Genomic DNA, 20,850 nt, shown 5'->3' with positions numbered 1-20,850 from the left:
GTAAACGGAGCGTAAAACACGGGGCAAGTGGGCCGCAGTGCCGGGGCCCACCTCGGAACAGGATCGTGACGACCGCCTTAAACCAGCCCGCGCTCCCTCAGGTACTCCAGCTGGGCCCGTACGGACAGCTCCGCCGCCGGCCACAGCGAGCGGTCCACGTCCGCGTACACGTGCGCCACGACCTCCGCCGCCGTCCGGTGGCCGCTCTCGACCGCCGTCTCGACCTGCGCGAGCCGGCTCGCGCGGTGCGCCAGATAGAACTCCACCGCCCCCTGCGCGTCCTCCAGGACCGGCCCGTGCCCCGGCAGGACCGTGTGGACCCCGTCGTCGACGGTGAGCGAGCGCAGCCGCCGCAGCGAGTCCAGGTAGTCGCCGAGCCGCCCGTCCGGGTGCGCGACCATCGTCGTGCCGCGCCCCAGGATCGTGTCCCCCGTCAGGACCGCACGGTCGGCGGGCAGATGGAAGGAGAGCGAGTCCGAGGTGTGCCCGGGCGTCGGGACGACCCGCACCTCCAGGCCGCCGACGTCCAGCACGTCCCCCTCGCCGAGCCCCTCGTCCCCGAGCCGCAGCGCCGGGTCCAGGGCCCGTACGTCGGTCCTGGTCAGCTCGGCGAAACGGCCGGCGCCCTCCGCGTGGTCCGGGTGGCCGTGGGTGAGCAGGGTGAGCGCGATGCGCTTGCCGAGCTTCCCGGCGGTCTCGACGACATGGCGCAGATGGCCCTCGTCGAGGGGGCCCGGGTCGACGACGACGGCCAGGTCCGAGCCGGGCTCGGAGAGCAGCCAGGTGTTGGTGCCGTCGAGGGTCATCGCGGACGCGTTCGGCGCGAGCACGTTCACCGCACGGGCGGTCGCGGGCCCGGAGACGACGAGCCCACGCGGCTGCCCGGGCAGGGCGGCGGCGTCGCTCATGACGCACCCCCGGCCGGGATGATCTTGGTGAACTCCTCGTGCCCCGGCCAGCTCAGGACCAGCTCGTCGCCCTCCAGCCGCGCCTGCGCGAGTACGGGGGTCAGATCCTGTTCCCGGGCCGCCTCCAGCGCCTCCGCGGCCGTGCCGAACGGCTCCAGGGTGCGCAGGGTCGAGATCGTCGGCGGCATCATCAGCAGCTCGCCCCGGTCGTAGCCGGCGGCGGCCTCCGCGGGACGGATCCACACCGTGCGGTCCGCCTCCCCGGAGACGTCCCGGGTGCGCTGCCCGGCGGGGAGCGCGGCCACGAAGAACCACGTGTCGAACCGCCGCTGCTCGAACTCGGGCGTGATCCAGCGGGCCCACGCGCCGAGCAGGTCCGAGCGCAGGACGAGCCCGCGCCGGTCGAGGAAGTCGGCGAAGGAGAGCTCCCGGGCGACGAGCGCCTCCCGGTCCCGCTCCCAGTCCTCGCCGGTGGTGTCGCCGACCACGGTGCCCGGGGTCTCGCCGGCGAGCAGGACGCCCGCCTCCTCGAACGTCTCGCGCACGGCGGCGCAGACCACGGCCTGGGCCTGCGCGGGGTCGTCGAGGCCGAGGCTCCCGGCCCACTCCGCGAGGGAGGGCCCCGCCCAGCGCACCGGCTGCTCGTCGCGCGGGTCGACCCCGCCGCCGGGATACGCGTACGCGCCGCCCGCGAAGGCCATCGAGGCGCGGCGGCGCAGCATGTGCACGTCGGGCCCCGCGGCCCCGTCCCGCAGGAGGAGCACCGTGGCGGCGCGCCGGGGGCTCACCGGGGTGAGCTCGCCCGCGGCGAGGGCACGGATGCGGTCGGGCCATTCCGGCGGGTACCACTGACCGTTCGGCTGAGCATTCGACATGGGCGGATGCTATGCGCAAGCACCGGAATGCACGAGGGCAGGACGGTGTGGGCCGGGCCTCGGACACGCGAGAGCCGGCTCCCCCACCCGTGAGGAAGCCGGCTCCAGGAACACCACGGACGGATCAGGCCTCGACGAGCTCCACCTGGACCTCGACCTCGACCGGCGCGTCGAGCGGCAGCACGGCCACGCCGACGGCGCTGCGGGCGTGCACGCCCTTGTCGCCGAGGACCGCGCCGAGCAGCTCGCTGGCGCCGTTGATGACGGCCGGCTGCCCGGTGAAGTCGGAGGCGGAGGCGACGAAGCCCACGACCTTCACGACCCGCTTGATCCGGTCCAGGTCACCGGCGACCGACTTCACGGCCGCGAGGGCGTTCAGCGCGCAGGTGGCCGCGAGCTGCTTGGCCTCCTCCGCGGTGACCTCGTCGCCGACCTTGCCGGTCACCGAGAGCTTGCCCCCCACCATCGGGAGCTGGCCCGAGGTGTAGACGTACACGCCCGACTGCACGGCCGGCTGGTACGCGGCCAGCGGCGGCACGACCTCCGGCAGGGTCAGGCCGAGCTCGGCGAGCTTCGCCTCGACGGCCCCGCTCACGACTTGGCCCGCTTCAGGTAGGCCACGAGCTGCTCGGGGTTGTTCGGCCCGGGCACGACCTGGACGAGCTCCCAGCCGTCCTCGCCCCAGGTGTCCAGAATCTGCTTCGTCGCGTGCACCAGAAGCGGCACCGTGACGTACTCCCACTTGGTCATGGAGGCGACTGTATCCGCTGCCGGAGGGCGGCCTCCTGATTGGGCGCCGCCGCCAGTGGTTAGGCTCGACAGCGTGAGCAGGCTCCAGGTCGTCAGCGGAAAGGGCGGTACCGGTAAGACGACGGTCGCCGCCGCCCTCGCGCTCGCCCTCGCGACGGAGGGCAAACGCACCCTCCTCGTCGAGGTCGAAGGCAGACAGGGCATCGCACAGCTCTTCGAGACGGAAGCGCTTCCGTACGAGGAACGCAAGATCGCCGTCGCGCCCGGCGGCGGCGAGGTGTACGCGCTGGCGATCGACGCCGAGCGCGCGCTCCTCGACTACCTCCAGATGTTCTACAAACTCGGCGGCGCGGGGAGGGCCCTGAAGAAACTCGGGGCGATCGACTTCGCGACGACGATAGCGCCGGGGGTACGGGACGTCCTGCTGACCGGCAAGGCGTGCGAGGCGGTCAAGCGGCGCGAGAAGCACGGCGGCCACACCTACGACCACGTGGTCATGGACGCGCCGCCCACCGGCCGCATCACCCGCTTCCTCAACGTCAACGACGAGGTCGCGGGGCTGGCCAGGATCGGCCCGATACACAATCAGGCGCAGGCCGTCATGCGGGTCCTCAAGTCGCCCGAGACGGCGGTCCACCTGGTGACGCTCCTGGAGGAGATGCCGGTCCAGGAGACGGCCGACGGCATCGCGGAGCTCCGTGCGGCCGAACTGCCGGTGGGCAGGGTCGTGGTGAACATGGTCCGGCCGCACGTCCTCGACGAGGCGGCGGTACGGGCCGCCTCCGGCGACCACCGGGACGCGATCGTACGGAGCCTGGCCTCCGTCGGCGTCCCGGGCGGCGCGCGGCTCGTCGAACCGCTCCTCGACCAGGCGGCCGAGCACGCCCGGCGGGTGGAGCTGGAGCGGGAGCAGCGCGCGGTCCTGGACGGCATCGGCGTACCCGCGTACGAGCTGCCGTTCCTCGGGGACGGCGGGGACATCGCGGGGCTCTACCGGCTGGCGAAGGAACTGCGGAAGCAAGGGGTGGGCGCGTGACGGAGAAGCCGACCGCCGGAACCGGCACCGACACGACGGGGGCGGCCGGTACGGATCCCGAAGCGGCCGCGCTCGACGCCGTGTCCGTGCTGGAGCTCGACCCGCTCATCGACGACCGGGGCACCCGCATCATCGTGTGCTGCGGCGCGGGCGGGGTCGGCAAGACGACCACGGCGGCGGCCCTGGGCGTGCGGGCGGCGGAGCGCGGCCGGCGGGTCGTCGTGCTCACCATCGACCCGGCGCGCCGCCTCGCCCAGTCGATGGGCATCGACTCCCTCGACAACACCCCGCGCAAGGTCGACGGGATCAAGGGGTCCGACGGCGGCGAACTGCACGCCATGATGCTCGACATGAAGCGGACCTTCGACGAGATCGTCGAGGCGCACGCGGAGCCCGAGCGGGCCCGGGCGATCCTGGAGAACCCCTTCTACCAGTCCCTGTCGGCCGGGTTCGCCGGTACGCAGGAGTACATGGCGATGGAGAAGCTGGGCCAGCTCCGGGCGCGCGACGAGTGGGACCTGATCGTGGTCGACACGCCGCCGTCCCGCTCCGCGCTGGACTTCCTGGACGCGCCGAAGCGGCTCGGGTCCTTCCTCGACGGGAAGTTCATCAAGCTGCTCATGGCCCCGGCGAAGGTCGGCGGCCGGGCCGGCATGAAGTTCCTCAACGTCGGCATGTCGATGATGACCGGGACGCTCGGGAAGCTGCTCGGCGGTCAGTTCCTCAAGGACGTGCAGACCTTCGTGGCGGCGATGGACACGATGTTCGGCGGCTTCCGGACCCGCGCCGACGCCACGTACCGGCTGCTCCAGGCCCCGGGCACGGCGTTCCTCGTCGTCGCCACGCCGGAGCGGGACGCGCTGCGCGAGGCAGCGTACTTCGTGGAGCGGCTGGCCGCCGAGGAGATGCCGCTGGCGGGGCTCGTCCTGAACCGCGTCCACGGCAGTGGCGCGGCCGGCCTGTCGGCCGAGCGGGCGCGGGCCGCCGCGGAAAATCTTGACGAGGGGCGCATGCCGGATCGGGCGGACGGGAAAGCTGGTTTGAGTGGCTCCCCGGCCACGTCACCCGAGCTGTCAGATCTCGCCACCGCCGCCGCCGCATCTTCCGTACCCGAGGCTGCCCCCACAGCCGAACCGGCCGCACAGCACCCCGACGTAGACGCAGACATCACGGATTCAGACGTACGGCATCTCACCGCGGGACTTCTGCGCCTGCATGCCGAGCGCATGCGGGTGCTCGCGCGTGAGCAGCGCACCCGCGACCGTTTCACCGCGCTCCACCCCGAGGTGGCCGTGGCCGAAGTGGCCGCCCTGCCCGGCGATGTGCACGACCTCGCCGGGCTGCGGGCCATCGGTGACCGGCTCACGGCCGGGCGCGTGCCTTCGGCCTGAGCCACCCTGCCGGTCCGTGGGCTAGCCCACCGCGGCGTACGCCTCGTACGTCGCGTCGTCCTCGATCGCCACGGGCAGCAGGCCCGCACCGCGCTCGTACTCCGTCCGCGCGGTCTCCAGGAGCCGGCGCCACGAGGTGACGGTCGGCCGTCGGCGCAGCAGGGCACGACGCTCGCGCTCCGTCATGCCGCCCCACACACCGAACTCCACGCGGTTGTCGAGGGCGTCGGCGAGGCACTCGGTCCGCACCGGGCATCCGGTGCACACCGCCTTTGCCCTGTTCTGTGCCGCTCCCTGCACGAAAAGTTCATCCGGATCGGTAGTGCGGCAGGCCGCCTGCGCACTCCAGTCAGCTACCCAGCCCATACCGGCGCCGTCCTCTCCCGAATCGAGGCTCCCCCACGGCGGTAGCGGCATATTCACCGCTGCCAGTTGGGACGTTACGGAAGGTGGGCACAGCGCAACACCCCCTTCGGGCCCAATCTTGAATGGCCCGAACGGACTATGCGTACGCGTCAGATCACCCAGGGGAGTGACCGAAGGACATGCGTGCGATAGTGGACATATCCCCATGGATACGCCCTTCCTCACCAGCCCCACTTCGGGCACCGGGTGACGCATGATCCGGAAACGGACACGAGCTTCCCGTGTTTCGGGGTCACGGAAATTCATGCCGATGTCACGCACGGGTCTTGATGCGAGACCGCACTGCTGTGACAGTTGTGAGCAGCTTAGGCCAAGGCATATACGCGTGTCCGGCGAATGAGAACGTAGGCTGCCCCCATGGCAAAGAAGCGCTCGGGCGGTGGTCTGACCGGGACCCAGCAGGCCGCCAAGTTCCTCGGTGTCAGTGTGCTCTCCGGAGCCGTGCTGGCGGGCATCGCCCTGCCCGCGGCCGGAGCACTCGGGCTGGCCGCGAAGGGCACGGTCGAGGGATTCGACGAGATCCCCTCCAACCTGAAGACCCCGCCGCTGAGTCAGCGCACCACCATTCTCGACGCCGAGGGCGGACTCCTCGCCACGGTGTACTCGCGGGACCGGAAGGTCGTCCCGCTGGACAAGATCTCCCCGTACATGCAGAAGGCGATCGTCGCGATCGAGGACGGCCGCTTCTACGAGCACGGGGCGATCGACCTCAAGGGCGTGCTGCGCGCGATCAACCGCAACGCGCAGTCGGGCGGGGTCGCGCAGGGCGCGTCCACGCTCACCCAGCAGTACGTGAAGAACGTCTTCGTCGAGGAGGCCGGTGACGACCCCGAGAAGGTCGCGCAGGCCACCCAGCAGACCATCGGCCGCAAGGTCCGCGAGCTGAAGTTCGCGATCCAGGTCGAGGAGGAGCTGGGCAAGAAGAAGATCCTGGAGAACTACCTCAACATCACGTTCTTCGGTCAGCAGGCGTACGGCATCGAGGCCGCCTCCCAGCGGTACTTCTCCAAGCCGGCCGCCAAGCTCGAACTGGGCGAGGCGGCGATGATGGCCGGACTCGTCCAGTCGCCGAGCCGCTACGACCCGATCAACGACATCCAGGAAGCCACCAAGCGCCGCAACGTGGTCCTCCAGCGGATGGCCGACGTGAAGGACATCAGCCAGGCGGAGGCCGACAAGGCGAAGGCCGCGCCGCTCAAGCTGAAGGTCAAGACGCCGAAGAACGGCTGCATCACCGCCGTCGACGGCGCCGGCTTCTTCTGCGACTACGTCCGCAAGACGATCCTGACCGACCCGGTCTTCGGGAAGACGGTCGAGGAGCGGCAGAAGCTGTGGAACCTCGGCGGCCTCACCGTCAAGACCACGCTCGACCCGCGCGCGCAGGCCGCCGCCAACGAGGCCGCCGTCGCGAAGATCGACAAGGACGACCCGGTCGCCGCCTCGGTCGTGCAGGTCCAGCCCAAGACCGGCCGCATCCTGTCGATGGGCCAGTCCCGTCCGTACGGCCTGGACCAGAAGCAGCACCAGACCACGCTCAACCTCGCCGTCGGCAGCAAGATGGGCGGCACGACCTACGGCTTCCAGGTCGGCTCGACCTTCAAGCCGATCACGGCCGCGGCGGCGCTGGAGAAGGGCCTGAGCCCGGCGCAGAGCTTCGACACCCCGTGGAAGATCAACATCCCGGAGAAGGACTACACCCGCTGCGACGGCAAGCCCGCCGGGTACGCCACCTGGGAGATCGGCAACGAGCTCCAGTCGGAGAAGGGCGCGTTCGACATGACGAGCGCCCTCGGCAAGTCCATCAACACGTACTTCGCCAAGCTGGAGCAGATGGCCGGCCTCTGCGAGACGCTCACCATGGCGAAGAACATGGGATACGAGCGTGAGCTCGGCAAGAAGCTTCAGCAGCTGCCGTCGGTCACCCTCGGCGCGCAGGAGAGCACCCCGCTCGACATGGCGAGCGTCTACGCGACCTTCGCCAACCGGGGCATCTACTGCACCCCCGTCGCCATCGAGTCGATCAAGGCCGCCAACGGCGACAAGCTGAACGTGCCGCAGACCAAGTGCACGCGCGCGATGAGCGACCGCACCGCCGACATGATCAACCAGATGCTGAAGGGCGTCGTCGAGGACGGTACGGGCCAGAAGGCCGGCCTCAGCGACCGCGACAACGCGGGCAAGACCGGTACGACCAACGACCGCAAGGACGCCTGGTTCGTCGGCTACACCCCGAACCTCTCCACCGCCGTCTGGGTCGGCGACGACGTCGGCGAGAAGAAGTCGATGTACGACATCACCATCGGCGGCGAGTACTACGACAAGGTCTGTGGTGGCTGCCTCCCCGGCCCCATCTGGAAGATCGCGATGACGGGCGCGCTGGACGCCTCCGAGACTCCGGGCTTCAACACCGTCTCCGTACCGCGGGCCGAGAAGCCCAAGGACAAGGAGAAGGAGGGCGACGAGGGCCCGAACAAGCCGCGGAAGCCGCGCGACAACAAGCCGGGCGACACCAAGCCGCCGACGATCCCCGGGATCACGATCCCGCCGGGCATGTTCGGCGACGGTGACGACACCGGCAACGGCAACCGCCGAGGCGGAAACCGCTGACGTACGGCTCCGGCCACCGGCACGAGGAAGGGCGCCCCACTTCGGTGGGGCGCCCTTCCTCGTTCTCTCGTACGCGCTCGGGTTCTCAGCCCGCGAGCAGCTTCTTCACGGAGGCGGCGACGCGGCCGCCGTCGGCCTGGCCGGCCACCTTCGGGTTCACGATCTTCATGACGGCGCCCATGGCACGCGGCCCCTCGGCACCCGCCGCCTTCGCCTCCTCGACGGCCGCCGCGACGATCCCGTCGAGCTCCTCGTCGCTGAGCTGCTTCGGCAGGTACGCGTCGAGGAGGACGCCCTCCGCGCGCTCCCGCTCGGCGGACTCGGCCCGGCCGCCCTGGGCGAAGGCCTCCGCGGCCTCGCGGCGCTTCTTCGCCTCCTTGGCGATCACCTTCTGCACCTCGTCGTCGGAGAGTTCGCGCTTGGTCTTGCCCGCGACCTCCTCCTTCTGGATCGCGGTGATGGTGAGCCGCAGGGTCGAGGAACGCAGTTCGTCGCGCTCCCTGATCGCGGCGTTGAGGTCGGCCTTGAGCTTCTCCTTGAGCGTGGTCATGGGGACAAGTGTGGCAGGTGCCCCGCCCCACCCGCCCGCACATTTCCACCCGCCGGGTCTGCGACGATGGTGCGATGCGCGCACGGTACGGGATTCCCCTGAAGGTCACGGCAGGTCTCGCGGCGACGGCAGCCGCCGGAATCGTCTACGCGGCGGGCTACGAGGCCCGCTCCTTCCGGCTCCGCCGCGTCACCGTGCCCGTACTCCCGCGCGGCATGCGCGACCTGCGGGTCCTTCAGGTCTCCGACATCCACATGGTCAGCGGCCAGCGCAAGAAGCGGGCCTGGCTCCAGTCGCTCGCGGGGCTCCGCCCGGACTTCGTCGTCAACACCGGCGACAACCTCTCCGACACCGAGGCGGTACCGGAGGTCCTGGACGCGCTCGGGCCGCTGATGGAGTTCCCCGGCGTGTACGTCTTCGGCTCCAACGACTACTACGGGCCGATGCTCCGCAACCCCGGCCGCTACCTGATGGAGAAGGTGCAGGGCCGCCACGGGCTCAACGGCAACAAGCCGGTCGTCGGCGCCGTCCACAACCCGTGGGAGGGCCTGCGGGACGCCTTCGACGCGGCGGGCTGGGTGAACCTCACCAACACCCGCGGCACGCTCAAGCTCCCCGAGGCCGAACTGGCCTTCACCGGCCTCGACGACCCACACATCAAGCGCGACCGGTACGAGCGGGTCGCCGGCGGCCCCGACACCTCGGCCGACTTCACCGTGGGCGTCGTCCACGCCCCGTACCTGCGCTCGCTCGACGCGTTCACGGCGGACGGGTACGAGCTGATCCTCGCCGGCCACACCCACGGCGGCCAGCTGTGCATCCCCTTCTACGGGGCGCTCGTCACCAACTGCGACCTCGACACCGACCGGGTCAAGGGCCTCTCGACCCACACCGTCGGCGACCGCACCTCCTACCTGCACGTCTCGGCGGGCTGCGGCACCAACCGCTTCACCCCGGTCCGCTTCGCCTGCCCGCCCGAGGTCACCCTGCTCACGCTGACGGCACGCGCGTAACCCCCTACGGTGGGGTGATGATCACGCCCCGCTCCGCCGGCTCCTCGGCCGTGCCGGCCTCCGCCGTCGTACCCCCCGCCGAGCGCCGCCCCCTCGCGGCGGCGTTCCGGGGCCTGATCGCGCTGTGCGCGGCCACCGGCATCGTCATCGAGTGCGTCCACGGGAGCGTGCTCGTCGTCCTGAGCTTCTTCACGATCTGGTCGAACATCCTGATCGCCGTCGTCCTCGGCCTGAGCGCCGTCCGCGCCTGGACCCGCCGCCCGCCGCTCCCCGCCCTCTGGACCGGCGGCGCCCTGCTCTGCATCTCGGTGGTCGGCCTCGTCTTCCACCTGGTCCTCGCCAACCCGTCGAGCCCGTTCGACCAGGCGGCCGAGATCTCCCGGCTCACCGGCGCGAAGGCCGTCGCCAACCAGCTGCTCCACACCGTCACCCCGATCGGCGCGGCACTCGACTTCCTCCTCCTCACCCTCCCCGGCGCCCTCCGGTGGCGCCACGCCGCCCAGTGGCTCGCCGCCCCGGGCCTCTACCTCGCCTTCGCCCTGATCCGCGGCGAACTGATCTCCCCGGACGCCCCCACCCGCTACACGTACCCGTTCCTCGACGTCACCGCCCACGGCTACGCCGGCGTCCTCACGAACACGGTCGTGCTGGGCGCCGCCTTCTACGCCCTGGGCCTCGCCATCGTCGGCCTCGACCGCGTCCGACCTGCGGCGCGGCTCTCCGAAAACCGGATTTCGTCTCAGCGCGCGCGTGGGCTAAAGTAAGCGATGTCGCCGCGACGTGAAGCACAGAGCAGCGACATCGGGGTGTAGCGCAGCTTGGCAGCGCGCTTCGTTCGGGACGAAGAGGTCGTGGGTTCAAATCCCGCCACCCCGACAGCCGAAACACCAGGTGAGGCACCTACCAATTTTGGTAGGTGCCTCACCTGTTTTTGCATGCTTGTCCATCCGTCCGGCCCCCGGAGTGCTCCGGGAGCCGGACGGGCGGGCACTAGATGATCGGCGGGCGGCCCAGGCGGGTCATGCGGGCGACCGTGGACCAGCGCATGGGGCGGCGGGGGCCGCAGGGGCGGCGGACGCCTTCCGCGAAGCCGGCGAACCAGGCGCCCAGGCCCGGGAGCGAGCGGGTGCGGGCCAGGGTCAGGAGGGTCCAGACGCCCAGGTAGACGGGGACCAGGACGACGGGCAGGTTGCGCTTGGCGAGCCAGACGCGGTTGCGGGCGGTCATCCGGTGGTAGACGGCGTGCCGGGCGGGGCTGGTCTTCGGGTGCTGGAGGAGGAGCTCCGGCGCGTACACGACCTTCCAGTCCGCGTCGAGGGCCCGCCACGCCAGGTCGGTCTCCTCGTGGGTGAAGAAGAAGTCCTCCGGCCAGTCCCCGACCTGGTCCAGCATCGGCATAGACAGGCCGTGGCCGCCGCCGAGGAACGTCGTCACCTCGCCGCCGACCAGCGGGTCCTTCGCGCCGAGGCGCGGCACGTGGCGGCGCTGCGTCTCGCCCGTCTCGTCGGCGATGCGGAAGGAGACGATCCCGAGGGCCGGGTCGGCCTCGTACAGGTCTCCGAGGCGGCGCAGGACGTCCGTGTCGACCAGCAGGCCGTCGTCGTCGAGGTCCACCACCACGTCGACGTCCCCGAAGGCGCGCAGCGTCTCGATCGCGACGTTCCGGCCGCCCGACACTCCCCTGTTCTCGGGGAGTTCGACCCCGGTGACGCCCTCGGGGAGCTCCGGGAGCGAGCCGGTGCCGTTGCCGACCACGACGATCCTGGCCGGCGGCTCGTCCTGCCGGGCCACGGCGTCGAGCAGGGCCCGCAGCTCGTCGGGGCGCGTGCCCATCGTCAGTACCGCCACACCCATACGCGGTCGTGTCACGACCCACTCCGTCCCACGCTGACCGACACTCGCCCCGGATGCTAACCGCCGGACGTCACCTTCCGTTCACCCGCGTCACGTCTCGACGACACGGTCCTCGCGGTGGCGGGCGAGGGCGCGGCCGTAGCGTTCGGAGACGCCCGGCATCAGGCTCTCCCCCTCCGCCGGGCGGTCCAGGCCGAAGACGTAGCCGGGGAAGTCCAGCGCCTTCTGCGTCTTCCAGATCTCGCCGTGGTCGTTCGGCGGGAGGATCCGCGCCGGGTCGCCGACCGCGACCCAGCCGATCGGGACGGTCGAGTCGGCGGGGAGGACCGTCCGCAGGTGCACGATCCCGTTGATACGGACCTCCGAACGCGTCCCGATCCGCGCCCCGTTGAACACCCTGCTGCCGGTCGCGAGGAAGGCCTCGTCCTCCACCGTGCAGCCGGCGAGGGAGGACATGGGGCCGACCAGGACCTGCCGGCCGAGCGTCAGGGGGTCGCGGGCCGTGCCGCGCAGGACGGCGTTCTCCATGACGATGCAGCCCTCGCCGAGCTCCACCGGGCCGCCCTCGGCGGTCAGTACGGCTCCGAAGAGGATCCGGCAGCCCGCGCCGACGCGCACGTCGCCGGAGAGCGTCGCCGTCGGGGCCACGTACGCGGTCGGATGGACGGTCGGCGCCTGGCCGTCGTGTTCGATCAGCATCCCGTCATCATGCCGGGCGGGGCGCTGAGGGGACGCGCGGCGAAGTGCGTGTTCCGGCGGCTCTACGCTGGTTCCCTTCCGTCAAGTTGATCGATCGTCGAAAGGGTGGTGTCCAGGTGCTGGTCGCGGACCGATATCGGCTTCATGTGTGTATCGGCCGGGGCGGCATGGGCGAGGTGTGGCAGGCCACGGACGAGGTCCTCGGCCGGCCCGTGGCCGTGAAGCTGATGCTGGGTCACGGCACCGACCCGTCCGCGGGCGACCGCTTCCGGCTGGAGGCGCAGACCGCCGCCCGGCTGAGCCACCCGCACGTCGTGGGCGTCTTCGACTTCGGTACGTGGGACGGGAAGCTGTTCCTCGTCATGGAGCTCGTCGAGGGCGACAGCCTCGCGGGCAGCCCGTCCGATCCGCTGGTCCTGCCCGCCGAACGGGTCGCCGTCGTCGCCGCCCACGCCGCCGCCGGGCTCGCCGCCGCCCACCGGCAGGGGGTCGTGCACCGCGACATCAAGCCCGGGAACCTGCTCGTCGACTCCGAGGGCACGGTGAAGCTGGCCGACTTCGGCATCGCGCGGTTCGTCGACGACCCCTCGGCGGCGCTCACCACGACCGGCCAGATCGTCGGCACCGGCCTCTACCTCGCGCCCGAGCGGGCGCTGGGGCAGCCCGCCTCCTCCGCGTCCGACGTGTACTCGCTCGGGTGCGTGCTCTACCAACTGCTCACCGGTCAGCCGCCGTTCCGCGCGGACACCGCCACGGCCCTGCTCTACCAGCACATCGACACCCCGCCGGTGCCGCCCGGCCGCCTGGGGGTGGCGCTGCCGCCCGTCTTCGAGACGTACCTGCTCAGCCTGCTGGCGAAGCAGCCCGAGCAGCGGCCCTCGGCCCAGGCGATCGCGGACTGGTTCTCGTCGGGCGCCTGGCGCGGCTACCCGCAGCCCGTCCACCAGGCCCCGCACCCCCAGCCCGGTCATCAGGCCCCGCACTCCCAGCCGGTCCACCACGCCCCGCACTCCCAGCCGGTCCACCAGCCCCCGCCACCCGTCCGCCAGGCGCCGCACGCCCAGCCCGTCCACCAGGCGCCCCCACCCGCTCATCGGGTGCCGCAGCCCGTCCACCAGGCCCCACCCCCCTCCCGGCGGCGCCAGCCCGCGGGCCGGAGCGGGGGCAGCGGCGGCAGCGGCGGGCTCGCCGAGCTGTCCCGGCGCCGTCCCCGTAAGACGGCCGCCGTCGCCGGGGCCATCGCCTTCGTCGTGTTCCTGGTGATCGGCATGGCCTGGCTGTCCTGAGCGGCCGGGGCCCCCGGTGCCGGGGTCCCGGTGCTCCGGGGACCGGAGCACCGGGGCACCCGTCAGTACAGCCTCGGCGCCATCACGTGCGGCTCCCCGTCCGCCGTCGCCAGCAGCAGGCAGCGCGGTACACCGGGCCCGGGTGTCGCCCGCACGGACACGGCGGTCGGCGGGTCGGTCGGCAGCTCGATCGGGACGGTGACCGGCCGGTCGTCCTTCGTCGTGGCGTGCCCGGTCTCCTTGCCGTCGACGAGCACCTCGACGACGGACGTGTGCCCGGTCTGGACGGTCACGGAGACCGAGTGCCCGAGGTAGTCGGTGTGGAAGTGGTGGCGTCGGCTCATGGGTCACCTCCGTACCTCAAGAGTAGGTACGGAGGGGCTCCCCCGCCCGCTTCCCGCCACTCTCCGCCGGTCTCCGCCGCCCCCCGCCCGCTCCGGAGTGCGGTCGTGGAGGCCCGGTGTTCAGATGGACCGGAAGGCCGATCAGCGCCCGCGCGGAACGGAGCACCTCGTCCATGAGTGACACCCTGCCCTCCTTCGAGGACACCACCGACTTCGAGAACGCGGACAGGGGCTTCATCGGCGCCCTGGTCCCCGGTGCCGTGACGGCCGCCGACGGCCGGACCGTCTGGGACGGCGACGTCTACGACTTCCTCAAGGCGGAGTGCCCCGACACCGCGCACCCCAGCCTGTGGCGCCAGGCCCAGCTCTGCTCGCGCCAGGGCCTCTACAAGGTCACCGAGGGCGTGTACCAGGTGCGGGGGCTCGACCTGTCGAACATGACGGTCGTCGAGGGCGAGCGCGGGATCGTCGTCATCGACCCGCTGATCTCCACGGAGACCGCCGCCGCCGCGCTCGCGCTCTACCGGGAGCACCGCGGCGACCGGCCCGTCACCGGCCTGATCTACACCCATTCGCACGCCGACCACTTCGGCGGCGCCCGCGGGGTCCTGCCGCACGGTGCCGAGGAGGGCGTGCCGGTCATCGCGCCCGTCGGCTTCCTGGAGCACGCGGTCAGCGAGAACGTGTACGCGGGCAACGCGATGACCCGCCGCGCGACCTTCATGTACGGGGCGAACCTGCCGAAGGCCCCGGACGCGCAGATCGGCGCGGGGCTCGGCCAGACCACCTCCCTCGGCACCGTCAGCCTCATCGAGCCGACCGTGGACGTCACCGCGACCGGTCAGGAGGAGACGGTCGACGGCGTGCGGATGGTCTTCCAGCTGACGCCGGGCACCGAGGCCCCGGCCGAGATGAACTTCCTCTTCCCGGACCTGCGGGCCCTGTGCCTGGCCGAGAACGCCACGCACAACCTGCACAACGTCCTGACCCTGCGCGGGGCGGTCGTCCGCGACGCGCGCGTGTGGGCCGCGTACCTCGACGAGGCGGTCGAGCTCTTCCACGGGCAGTACGACGTCGGCTTCGCCTCCCACCACTGGCCCACCTGGGGCCACGACGACGTGGTGGAGTTCCTGACCGGGCAGCGGGACCTCTACGCGTATCTGCACGACCAGTCGCTACGACTGCTCAACGAGGGCCTCACCGGCCCGGAGATCGCCGAGCGGATCGAGCTGCCGCCCGGCCTGGCCACGTCCTGGCACGCGCGCGGCTACTACGGCTCGCTCAGCCACAACAGCAAGGCCGTCTACCAGCGCTACCTGGGCTGGTTCGACGGGAACGCGGCCCACCTCTGGGAGCATCCGCCGGTCGAGTCCGCGAAGCGGTACGTGGCCCTGGCCGGCGGCCCCGCCGAGATGCTCGTCAAGGCCCGCGAGTACGTCGACGCGGACGACCTGCGGTTCGCGGCGACCCTGCTCAACCACCTGGTCTTCGCGGAGCCGGGGAACATCGAGGCGAAGGAGGCCCTGGCCTCGGTCTACGACCGGCTGGGGTACGGCTCCGAGAACGGCCCCTGGCGCAACTTCTACCTGACGTCGGCCCTGGAGCTCCGCGAGGGCGTCGTGAAGACGGACCTCGACACCACGAACCCCGAGCTGGCGAAGGCCCTCACCGTCCCCATGCTCGTCGACTCGGTCGCCGTACGGATCGACGGGCCGCGCGCCTGGCGGGACGACCTGACCGTCGACCTGCTCGTGCTGGACGGCCCCACGGGCGCGGGGACGCGCCACCGGCTCACCCTGCACAACGGCGCCCTCACCCAGCGGGTGGTCACGGGCCCGCCCCGGACCCCCGCCGGGCTCACGCTCACGCTGGCCAAGGCCCAGCTCCTCGGTCTGCTGGCCGGCCAGGACCTCCAGGAGCTCGGGGTCGGCGTGGAGGGCGACCCGGCCCTGCTCACACGGCTCCTGTCGTACGTGACGACGCCCGACCCCCAGTTCCCGATCGTCACGCCGTGAGCGGCCACGGGGCCCGCGGGGCGCACCGGGCCGGGCGCGCGCCGGGGGGTCAGCGGACGAACCAGGCCACGACGCCGAGCAGGATCAGCGCCGCGCAGATCCCGAGGTTCACCACCTTGTACTGGAGGAAGACGGCGACGAACTCGCGCATGGTCGCCGACGGCCAGAAGTAGGCGGCGGTGGGCGAGCCGACGACCTGGCCGTCCACCCCCGCGCGCCGGGCCATCAGGGCGGCCCGGAAGGCGTGGAAGTTGTTGGTGACGATCACGCAGGAGGAGCCGGGCCGGTCCCGGTCCATGAGCTCCTTGCTGAACAGCATGTTCTCCTCGGTCGTGCGTGAGCGGTCCTCGCGCACGACCGCCCCGGCCGGGAAGCCGCGCTCGACGAGGTAGTCGGCCATCGCGTGGGACTCGGGCACCTCCTCGTCGGGGCCCCGGCCGCCCGAGGTGATGAGGACCGGCGCGTCCCCGCCGCGCGCGGCCAGCGTCTCGTACACCTGTCGGCCCCGGTCCAGCCGGCTCGCGAGGAGCGGCGGCACCCGGCGGCCGCCGATCAGCCCGGAGCCGAGGACCACGACGTAGTCGGCGTCGCGGCGGAGCCTCATCCGGCCGTACAGGAAGGCGTACCCGACGAAGCAGAGGAACAGGAACGAGACGTAGCCGAGGACGAGCAGGGTGGTGACGGCGATCAGGCCCACGGCCCGCGAGTGGGTGGCGACGGCCGCCGCCATCAGGCCCATCACCCCGAAGATGCCGAGGCCCGCGAGGAGCGAGAGCAGGTTCGCCGGGCGTCTGCCCTCCTTGCGGACCATCTTCACGCCGTTCATGCAGAGCAGCACGGCGAGCACGAACGGGCCGAGGCCCAGCACGAGCAGCACCAGGATCATCACGGTCTCGGCGACGCCGGGCGGGGCGGCGTCGATCTCCGCGAGGAGGCCGAGACCGAGGAAGGTGACGGCCAGGCCGAGGTACACGGCATTGCCGAAGCGGCGCCGGTCGCGCAGCACACCGGCTCCGAAGAGCAGCAGGAAGACGGCGGCCACGACGAAGGCGATCATTTCGACATCGTAGACATCGCCGCTGACACGCGGTCGGCGTACCGGTGCTCCTACTCCTCGCCCGCCAGGGCGAACAGGCCCAGACGGGCGCCCTCTTCGTAGGCCCGGCGCAGTTCGCGGGCGTCGAGCCGCCCGCGCAGGAGCGCCTCGCTGCGGTCGCGCGAGGTCGCGCAGTACTCCGCGGGGCGGTACGTCTCCTCGAAGGCCGAGGCCCTCAAGAGGTCCGCCGCACCGAGGAGATGGGCGGCGGAGGTCGTCCGGCCGACCATGACCCGCATCTGGGCGAGGAGTTCGGCCGCGCAGGCCGCCCCGACGGCCGTCCCGAGGAACAGGTGGGCGCGGAGCGCGCGCCGGGCGTGCTCGGCGGCCCGCTCCCGCTCCCCGTCCCAGGCGAGGAGTTCGGCGCGCGCGTGGTGGGCCCAGGCGTCGGCCCACAGGTCGCGCCCCGTCCAGGCCCGCCGGGCCGAGGTGTCGAGGACCGCCTGGTCCAGGGCCTCCTGGGCGGCCTCCGGGTCGGTCCGGCTGAGGGTCAGGGCGAGCGCGACCCAGCACAGCTCCCGGCTGGGCCCGAACTCCGGGTGCTCCTCCATGAGGGCGAGCGCCTCCCGGAACTCGGCCGCCGCCTCCCGCGCGCGCCCCTGGAAGAGGGCCGTCGCGCCGCGCAGATGGGCCAGCATGCCGAGGCAGCGGTCGTCCCCGTCCCGTACGGCCGCGGCCCAGGCCTGGACGAGCAGCGGGTCGGCGTCCTCGGGGCGGCCGGACTCCAGCTCCAGGTAGGCGGCGAGCCAGAGGGCGCGGGCGGGCGGCGGGCCGGAGTGCAGGGAGAGGGCGTGCCGCAGCCGGGTGCGGCCCTCGGCGACCCGTCCGCAGGCCACCCAGAGGAACCACAGGGAGACCGCGATCTCGACGGACGTGTCGGCCTCGGCGCTCGGCGAGAGCGGGGCGGTCGTCGGGTCCATGGCGGCGGCCAGGTCGGGGAGTTCCCGCAGGGCGAGGTTCCGGGCGTCGATCTGGCGGCCGCTCTGCCACCAGTCGGCGGCCTGCCGGGCCAGCTTCACGCACCACCTCCGGTGGTGCAGGAGGACGGCCCAGCGGTCGCCGCGTGCGGTGAGGTGCCGGGCGCCGACGGCCCGCATCGGCTGCGGCATCCAGAAGCGGGGCGCGCCGTCCTCGCCGTCGAAGAGGTCGTCGACGGGGAGGAGCGCGAAGGGGGCGAGCCGGTCGAGCACCGCCTGGACGTCCCCGGCGGGCAGGGTGCCGGAGGCGCAGACCTCCTGGACGGCCTCCCGGCCGAAGGCGCCCTCGAAGACGGAGAGCCGTTCCCAGAGGAGGCGCTCGGCGGCGTTGCAGCGCTCGTAGCCCTGCTCGGCGGCGGCCAGTTGGCCGGGGCTCACCGGCTCGCCCCAGAGCAGCTCCGCCTCGGGCGGCTCCGCCGTGCTCCCTGGCAGGCGCGCGATCTCGGGCAGGCGTGCGATCTCGGGATTCCCCCGTGTGGTTCCCGTGTTCCGCGGGTCTTCCGGATTCCCCAGGTGCCCCATGGATCCCATCCCCCGTACCACCTTGTCCCGTTATGTCCCGGCCTGATCCTGTCATGTCTGCGACTTATGCCGACCCTCATGGCGAACAATCGCCGATGCGGCTTGAATGCATATGCCCCAGTCCACATCCTGGGGCGCCCTGGTGCCCACACCCACGGTTTCCCAGGTATCGGCCAAGGAGGCACATGCATACCGGGGAATCCGTCCTCGGAGAGCCGGATCTGTCCTTGATCCACGCACTGCAGCTCGCTCCGCGCGCCAGCTGGACGCAGCTCTCGGCGGTGCTGGGGTCGAGCCCGGACACGCTCGCCCGACGCTGGGACCACCTCACCTCGGGCGGGTGGGCGTGGAGTTCGCTGATCGTCGCCCGCGGCGGGGACTCCACGCTGTACGCCTGGGTCGAGCTGGAATGCGCCGCGGGTACGGCCGAGGCCACCGCGACCGAGCTCACGAACGACCCGTACACCCTCGGCGTCCACCAGGTCACCGGCGAGGCCGACCTGCTGCTGCTCGTGGTCTCCCCGGACCTCCACGCCCTCGACGCCTACCTCGCGGGGCGGGTGCGCCGCCTGACCGGAGTGCTCCGCTCCCGTACGCAGGTCGTCACCCGGCTGCACAACCGCCCGTACCGGTCCCGGATCGAACACCTCGCCCCCGGGCAGGTCCGGCTCCTCGCGGAGGTCACGGGCGGCGACCGGCGCCCCCGCCCGGCCGGCCGGCCCAGGACGCCCCTCACCGACCTCGACCGCGAGCTGGTCGCGGAACTGGCCGGGGACGCCCGCCGCAGCGCCGCCGAACTGGCCCGGCAGTGCGGTACGAGCGAGTCGACCGTACGGCGCAGGCTCGACGCCCTCATGGCCTCCGGCGCGCTGCACCAGCACTGCCTGCCGGCCCCGAGGTTCTCCGGCCGGCCGGTGTGGGCGCTGGTCACGGCCGACGTCCCGCCCCTGGAGGTGTCCTCGACGGTCTCGGCGCTGACCCGGCTGCGCAGCACCCTGCTGATCACCTCGGTGACGGGGCCGCACAACCTGGCGCTCGCGATGTGGCTCCGTACGGTCGAGGAGCTGCACGAGGTGACGGCGACGCTCGTCCGGGCCGCCCCCACGCTGCGGATCACCGGCACCCAGGTCGCGCTGCGCACACACAAGATCGGGGCGCAGGTCCTCGGCCCGGACGGCCGGCGCACGCACCACATACGGCCCGACGTGACGATCTGAGGCCGGAGGCGGGTGGTCTGAGGCCGGAGGCCGGTCGGCCCGTTCCGCCGCACGGGCGCGCGTGGTCTCATGGGGCCATGGAGTTCGCCGTGTTCGTGACGCTGCCCGGCCTCGTCATCCTGCTGACCGTGGTCGCCTTCGCCGACCAGCTGCTGCGCGCGACCGGGCGCGGCAAGCGCACCGGCCAGGTCTCCTCCACGGGCTTCGAGCAGCTCCACGCGACGTTCTCGCCGGGCAAGCAGAACGAGCTCAAGGAGCGTCAGAGCGCCCTCGTGATGCGCGACGACGAGGAGGACGGCGCCCCGCCGCACCACTCGACGGTGGACCTGAAGGGCGGGCGCGCCGTCATCCGGATCGCCCGCTCCTGATCGCCCGGTCCTGAAGGCGGCGTCGCCCTACGCCGGGCGGGACGCCTTGATCGAGTACATCAGCGGGATCCGGGGGCGGTCCGCCGGGAAGCGGTAGTAGCCGTCCTCGTGCCGCTGGAGCGCGCCGTAGCGCGGGTACAGCGAGGCGTCGTGCTCGTGCAGGAACTCGATCCTCAGGCCCGCCCTCGCGATCGCCGTGACGACCTCGCCGACCGGGTGCACCCACTCCACGCTGCGGTTGTGGACGGTGTCGGCGTCGAGGTCCGCGTACGTCCCCGGGGAGCTGTCCACCCACGGCTCGCGGATGAAGTAGTCGTTCACGATCCGGGTGCCGGTCTCGTCGTCGAGCGAGTCGGTCAGCGGATGGAACTCGGCCACGTAGAGGAAGCCGCCCGGGGTGACGAGGGAGGCGGCGGTCTCCGCCCAGCGCTCGATGTCCGGCAGCCAGTTCAGCGCCCCGCCACCGGTGTAGACGATGTCGTACGCGCTGTCCGGGACGGCCTCGGCGGCCTCGTACACGTCGGCGGCGACGAAGGCCGCCCGGTCCTGCGCGAAGCCGAGGTCGGCGGCGAGCGAGCGGGCCGTGTCGACGGCCGGCTCGGAGAAGTCCAGGCCGACGACGTGCGCCGCGCCGTGGCGCGCCCAGGAGAGCGTGTCCAGGCCGATGTGGCACTGGAGGTGGAGCAGGGAGCGTCCGGTGACGTCACCGACCTCCGCGAGCTCGAAGTCCCGCAGGGCCTCCTTGCCCGCCCGGAAGGAGTCGAGGTCGTAGAAGTCGCTGGAGGCGTGGATCGGGACGCGCTCGTCCCAGCGCGCGCGATTCGCCTCGCGCCAGTCCTCAGGGGTCGGGGAGTACATGTCGGCGAGGTTATCCACAGCTTGCGGACGACGCGACCGGATTGTCGGCCGCGCGGCG

21 protein-coding genes and 1 tRNA gene are annotated in these 20,850 nt (G+C 72.1%); 10 read left to right on the top strand and 12 right to left on the bottom strand.

Annotated elements, in window-relative coordinates:
• Positions 1–77: 77 nt before the first annotated feature.
• From ACF08F_RS02560 to ACF08F_RS02545, 4 genes are all read right to left on the bottom strand, one after another.
• Positions 78–908 carry an MBL fold metallo-hydrolase gene (locus ACF08F_RS02560; protein WP_392296645.1) on the bottom strand — a complete coding sequence of 277 codons (831 nt, stop codon included), beginning with the start codon at positions 906–908 and terminating at the stop codon, positions 78–80.
• Entirely contained in the window at positions 905–1,783 is an 879-nt protein-coding gene (locus tag ACF08F_RS02555; RefSeq protein ID WP_392296644.1) for an NUDIX hydrolase, read from the bottom strand. The genes ACF08F_RS02560 and ACF08F_RS02555 overlap by 4 nt, the downstream gene beginning before the upstream one ends.
• A 124-nt stretch (positions 1,784–1,907) precedes the next feature.
• The gene (locus tag ACF08F_RS02550) at positions 1,908–2,378 is read right to left on the bottom strand and encodes a RidA family protein (protein WP_329622620.1); all 471 of its coding nucleotides are present in this window, start codon (positions 2,376–2,378) and stop codon (positions 1,908–1,910) included.
• Entirely contained in the window at positions 2,375–2,533 is a 159-nt protein-coding gene (locus tag ACF08F_RS02545; RefSeq protein ID WP_015034547.1) for a DUF4177 domain-containing protein, read from the bottom strand. The genes ACF08F_RS02550 and ACF08F_RS02545 overlap by 4 nt, the downstream gene beginning before the upstream one ends.
• Positions 2,534–2,606: 73 nt before the next feature.
• Between ACF08F_RS02545 and ACF08F_RS02540 the strand changes: the two genes are divergently transcribed.
• Positions 2,607–3,569, top strand: coding sequence for an ArsA family ATPase (locus tag ACF08F_RS02540; RefSeq protein ID WP_392296643.1), 963 nt, complete (start codon positions 2,607–2,609; stop codon positions 3,567–3,569).
• An 80-nt stretch (positions 3,570–3,649) separates the two neighbouring features.
• Positions 3,650–4,960 carry an ArsA family ATPase gene (locus tag ACF08F_RS02535; protein WP_392296807.1) on the top strand — a complete coding sequence of 437 codons (1,311 nt, stop codon included), beginning with the start codon at positions 3,650–3,652 and terminating at the stop codon, positions 4,958–4,960.
• A 21-nt stretch (positions 4,961–4,981) separates the two neighbouring features.
• Here ACF08F_RS02535 and ACF08F_RS02530 read toward each other — a convergent pair whose 3' ends face one another.
• Positions 4,982–5,326 carry a WhiB family transcriptional regulator gene (locus tag ACF08F_RS02530; protein ID WP_015034550.1) on the bottom strand — a complete coding sequence of 115 codons (345 nt, stop codon included), beginning with the start codon at positions 5,324–5,326 and terminating at the stop codon, positions 4,982–4,984.
• Between the two features lie 417 nt (positions 5,327–5,743).
• Between ACF08F_RS02530 and ACF08F_RS02525 the strand changes: the two genes are divergently transcribed.
• A complete protein-coding gene (locus ACF08F_RS02525) occupies positions 5,744–7,993 on the top strand; it encodes a transglycosylase domain-containing protein (RefSeq protein WP_392296642.1) in 2,250 nt (749 codons plus the stop codon).
• An 85-nt stretch (positions 7,994–8,078) separates the two neighbouring features.
• Here ACF08F_RS02525 and ACF08F_RS02520 read toward each other — a convergent pair whose 3' ends face one another.
• Positions 8,079–8,543: a GatB/YqeY domain-containing protein gene (locus ACF08F_RS02520; protein WP_189508317.1), complete on the bottom strand. Its 465-nt coding sequence runs from the start codon at positions 8,541–8,543 to the stop codon at positions 8,079–8,081.
• Positions 8,544–8,617: 74 nt separating this feature from the next.
• On the opposite strand from ACF08F_RS02520, the gene ACF08F_RS02515 reads away from it, so the two are divergent.
• The 3 genes from ACF08F_RS02515 to ACF08F_RS02505 all read left to right on the top strand — a co-directional run bounded on the left by ACF08F_RS02515 (position 8,618) and on the right by ACF08F_RS02505 (position 10,432).
• Positions 8,618–9,556, top strand: coding sequence for a metallophosphoesterase (locus ACF08F_RS02515; RefSeq protein WP_392296641.1), 939 nt, complete (start codon positions 8,618–8,620; stop codon positions 9,554–9,556).
• A gap of 17 nt (positions 9,557–9,573) precedes the next feature.
• On the top strand, positions 9,574–10,320 hold the full coding sequence (locus ACF08F_RS02510) for a Pr6Pr family membrane protein (RefSeq protein ID WP_392296640.1): 747 nt from the start codon (positions 9,574–9,576) through the stop codon (positions 10,318–10,320).
• A gap of 38 nt (positions 10,321–10,358) precedes the next feature.
• A tRNA-Pro gene (locus ACF08F_RS02505) sits at positions 10,359–10,432 on the top strand.
• A 114-nt stretch (positions 10,433–10,546) separates the two neighbouring features.
• Here ACF08F_RS02505 and ACF08F_RS02500 read toward each other — a convergent pair.
• Both ACF08F_RS02500 and ACF08F_RS02495 read right to left on the bottom strand, forming a co-directional pair.
• Positions 10,547–11,425 carry a glycosyltransferase family 2 protein gene (locus ACF08F_RS02500; protein WP_392296639.1) on the bottom strand — a complete coding sequence of 293 codons (879 nt, stop codon included), beginning with the start codon at positions 11,423–11,425 and terminating at the stop codon, positions 10,547–10,549.
• A 75-nt stretch (positions 11,426–11,500) separates the two neighbouring features.
• A complete protein-coding gene (locus ACF08F_RS02495; protein ID WP_392296638.1) occupies positions 11,501–12,109 on the bottom strand; it encodes a gamma carbonic anhydrase family protein in 609 nt (202 codons plus the stop codon).
• 146 nt (positions 12,110–12,255) lie between these two features.
• Between ACF08F_RS02495 and ACF08F_RS02490 the strand changes: the two genes are divergently transcribed.
• Positions 12,256–13,395: a protein kinase gene (locus tag ACF08F_RS02490; RefSeq protein ID WP_392296637.1), complete on the top strand. Its 1,140-nt coding sequence runs from the start codon at positions 12,256–12,258 to the stop codon at positions 13,393–13,395.
• A 62-nt stretch (positions 13,396–13,457) separates the two neighbouring features.
• On the opposite strand, the gene ACF08F_RS02485 is transcribed toward ACF08F_RS02490, so the two are convergent.
• Complete coding sequence (locus ACF08F_RS02485) at positions 13,458–13,739, bottom strand: hypothetical protein (protein WP_392296636.1); 282 nt, start codon at positions 13,737–13,739, stop codon at positions 13,458–13,460.
• 173 nt (positions 13,740–13,912) lie between these two features.
• On the opposite strand from ACF08F_RS02485, the gene ACF08F_RS02480 reads away from it, so the two are divergent.
• Positions 13,913–15,754 (top strand): alkyl/aryl-sulfatase, encoded by a 1,842-nt coding sequence (locus ACF08F_RS02480; RefSeq protein WP_392296635.1) that lies wholly within the window; start codon positions 13,913–13,915, stop codon positions 15,752–15,754.
• 49 nt (positions 15,755–15,803) lie between these two features.
• Here the strand turns inward: ACF08F_RS02480 and ACF08F_RS02475 are convergent, their stop codons facing one another.
• Both ACF08F_RS02475 and ACF08F_RS02470 read right to left on the bottom strand, forming a co-directional pair.
• Positions 15,804–16,811 carry a YdcF family protein gene (locus ACF08F_RS02475; protein ID WP_392296634.1) on the bottom strand — a complete coding sequence of 336 codons (1,008 nt, stop codon included), beginning with the start codon at positions 16,809–16,811 and terminating at the stop codon, positions 15,804–15,806.
• Positions 16,812–16,861: 50 nt separating this feature from the next.
• Positions 16,862–18,358 carry a tetratricopeptide repeat protein gene (locus tag ACF08F_RS02470; RefSeq protein ID WP_392296633.1) on the bottom strand — a complete coding sequence of 499 codons (1,497 nt, stop codon included), beginning with the start codon at positions 18,356–18,358 and terminating at the stop codon, positions 16,862–16,864.
• 176 nt (positions 18,359–18,534) lie between these two features.
• Between ACF08F_RS02470 and ACF08F_RS02465 the strand changes: the two genes are divergently transcribed.
• Both ACF08F_RS02465 and ACF08F_RS02460 read left to right on the top strand, forming a co-directional pair.
• Positions 18,535–19,566 carry an Lrp/AsnC family transcriptional regulator gene (locus ACF08F_RS02465; protein ID WP_392296632.1) on the top strand — a complete coding sequence of 344 codons (1,032 nt, stop codon included), beginning with the start codon at positions 18,535–18,537 and terminating at the stop codon, positions 19,564–19,566.
• A gap of 77 nt (positions 19,567–19,643) precedes the next feature.
• Complete coding sequence (locus tag ACF08F_RS02460; RefSeq protein WP_392296631.1) at positions 19,644–19,934, top strand: DUF6191 domain-containing protein; 291 nt, start codon at positions 19,644–19,646, stop codon at positions 19,932–19,934.
• Positions 19,935–19,961: 27 nt separating this feature from the next.
• Here the strand turns inward: ACF08F_RS02460 and ACF08F_RS02455 are convergent, their stop codons facing one another.
• Entirely contained in the window at positions 19,962–20,792 is an 831-nt protein-coding gene (locus tag ACF08F_RS02455; protein WP_392296630.1) for a class I SAM-dependent methyltransferase, read from the bottom strand.
• Positions 20,793–20,850 lie beyond the last annotated feature (58 nt).

The organism is Streptomyces sp. NPDC015130 (assembly GCF_043080005.1).
In the GTDB taxonomy this organism is placed as follows: domain Bacteria; phylum Actinomycetota; class Actinomycetes; order Streptomycetales; family Streptomycetaceae; genus Streptomyces.
This window is presented reverse-complemented; position numbering and strand designations above follow the sequence as displayed.

What these genes read in the sequence shown, in the direction of transcription:
- ACF08F_RS02560 (WP_392296645.1), bottom strand. Translation starts at nt 908, where the DNA reads ATGAGCGACGCCGCCGCCCTGCCCGGGCAGCCGCGTGGGCTCGTCGTC.
- ACF08F_RS02555 (WP_392296644.1), bottom strand. Translation starts at nt 1,783, where the DNA reads ATGTCGAATGCTCAGCCGAACGGTCAGTGGTACCCGCCGGAATGGCCC.
- ACF08F_RS02545 (WP_015034547.1), bottom strand. Translation starts at nt 2,533, where the DNA reads ATGACCAAGTGGGAGTACGTCACGGTGCCGCTTCTGGTGCACGCGACG.
- ACF08F_RS02530 (WP_015034550.1), bottom strand. Translation starts at nt 5,326, where the DNA reads ATGGGCTGGGTAGCTGACTGGAGTGCGCAGGCGGCCTGCCGCACTACC.
- ACF08F_RS02525 (WP_392296642.1), top strand. Translation starts at nt 5,744, where the DNA reads ATGGCAAAGAAGCGCTCGGGCGGTGGTCTGACCGGGACCCAGCAGGCC.
- ACF08F_RS02520 (WP_189508317.1), bottom strand. Translation starts at nt 8,543, where the DNA reads ATGACCACGCTCAAGGAGAAGCTCAAGGCCGACCTCAACGCCGCGATC.
- ACF08F_RS02515 (WP_392296641.1), top strand. Translation starts at nt 8,618, where the DNA reads ATGCGCGCACGGTACGGGATTCCCCTGAAGGTCACGGCAGGTCTCGCG.
- ACF08F_RS02510 (WP_392296640.1), top strand. Translation starts at nt 9,574, where the DNA reads ATGATCACGCCCCGCTCCGCCGGCTCCTCGGCCGTGCCGGCCTCCGCC.
- ACF08F_RS02495 (WP_392296638.1), bottom strand. Translation starts at nt 12,109, where the DNA reads ATGCTGATCGAACACGACGGCCAGGCGCCGACCGTCCATCCGACCGCG.
- ACF08F_RS02485 (WP_392296636.1), bottom strand. Translation starts at nt 13,739, where the DNA reads ATGAGCCGACGCCACCACTTCCACACCGACTACCTCGGGCACTCGGTC.
- ACF08F_RS02480 (WP_392296635.1), top strand. Translation starts at nt 13,913, where the DNA reads ATGAGTGACACCCTGCCCTCCTTCGAGGACACCACCGACTTCGAGAAC.
- ACF08F_RS02475 (WP_392296634.1), bottom strand. Translation starts at nt 16,811, where the DNA reads ATGATCGCCTTCGTCGTGGCCGCCGTCTTCCTGCTGCTCTTCGGAGCC.
- ACF08F_RS02470 (WP_392296633.1), bottom strand. Translation starts at nt 18,358, where the DNA reads ATGGGATCCATGGGGCACCTGGGGAATCCGGAAGACCCGCGGAACACG.
- ACF08F_RS02465 (WP_392296632.1), top strand. Translation starts at nt 18,535, where the DNA reads ATGCATACCGGGGAATCCGTCCTCGGAGAGCCGGATCTGTCCTTGATC.
- ACF08F_RS02460 (WP_392296631.1), top strand. Translation starts at nt 19,644, where the DNA reads ATGGAGTTCGCCGTGTTCGTGACGCTGCCCGGCCTCGTCATCCTGCTG.
- ACF08F_RS02455 (WP_392296630.1), bottom strand. Translation starts at nt 20,792, where the DNA reads ATGTACTCCCCGACCCCTGAGGACTGGCGCGAGGCGAATCGCGCGCGC.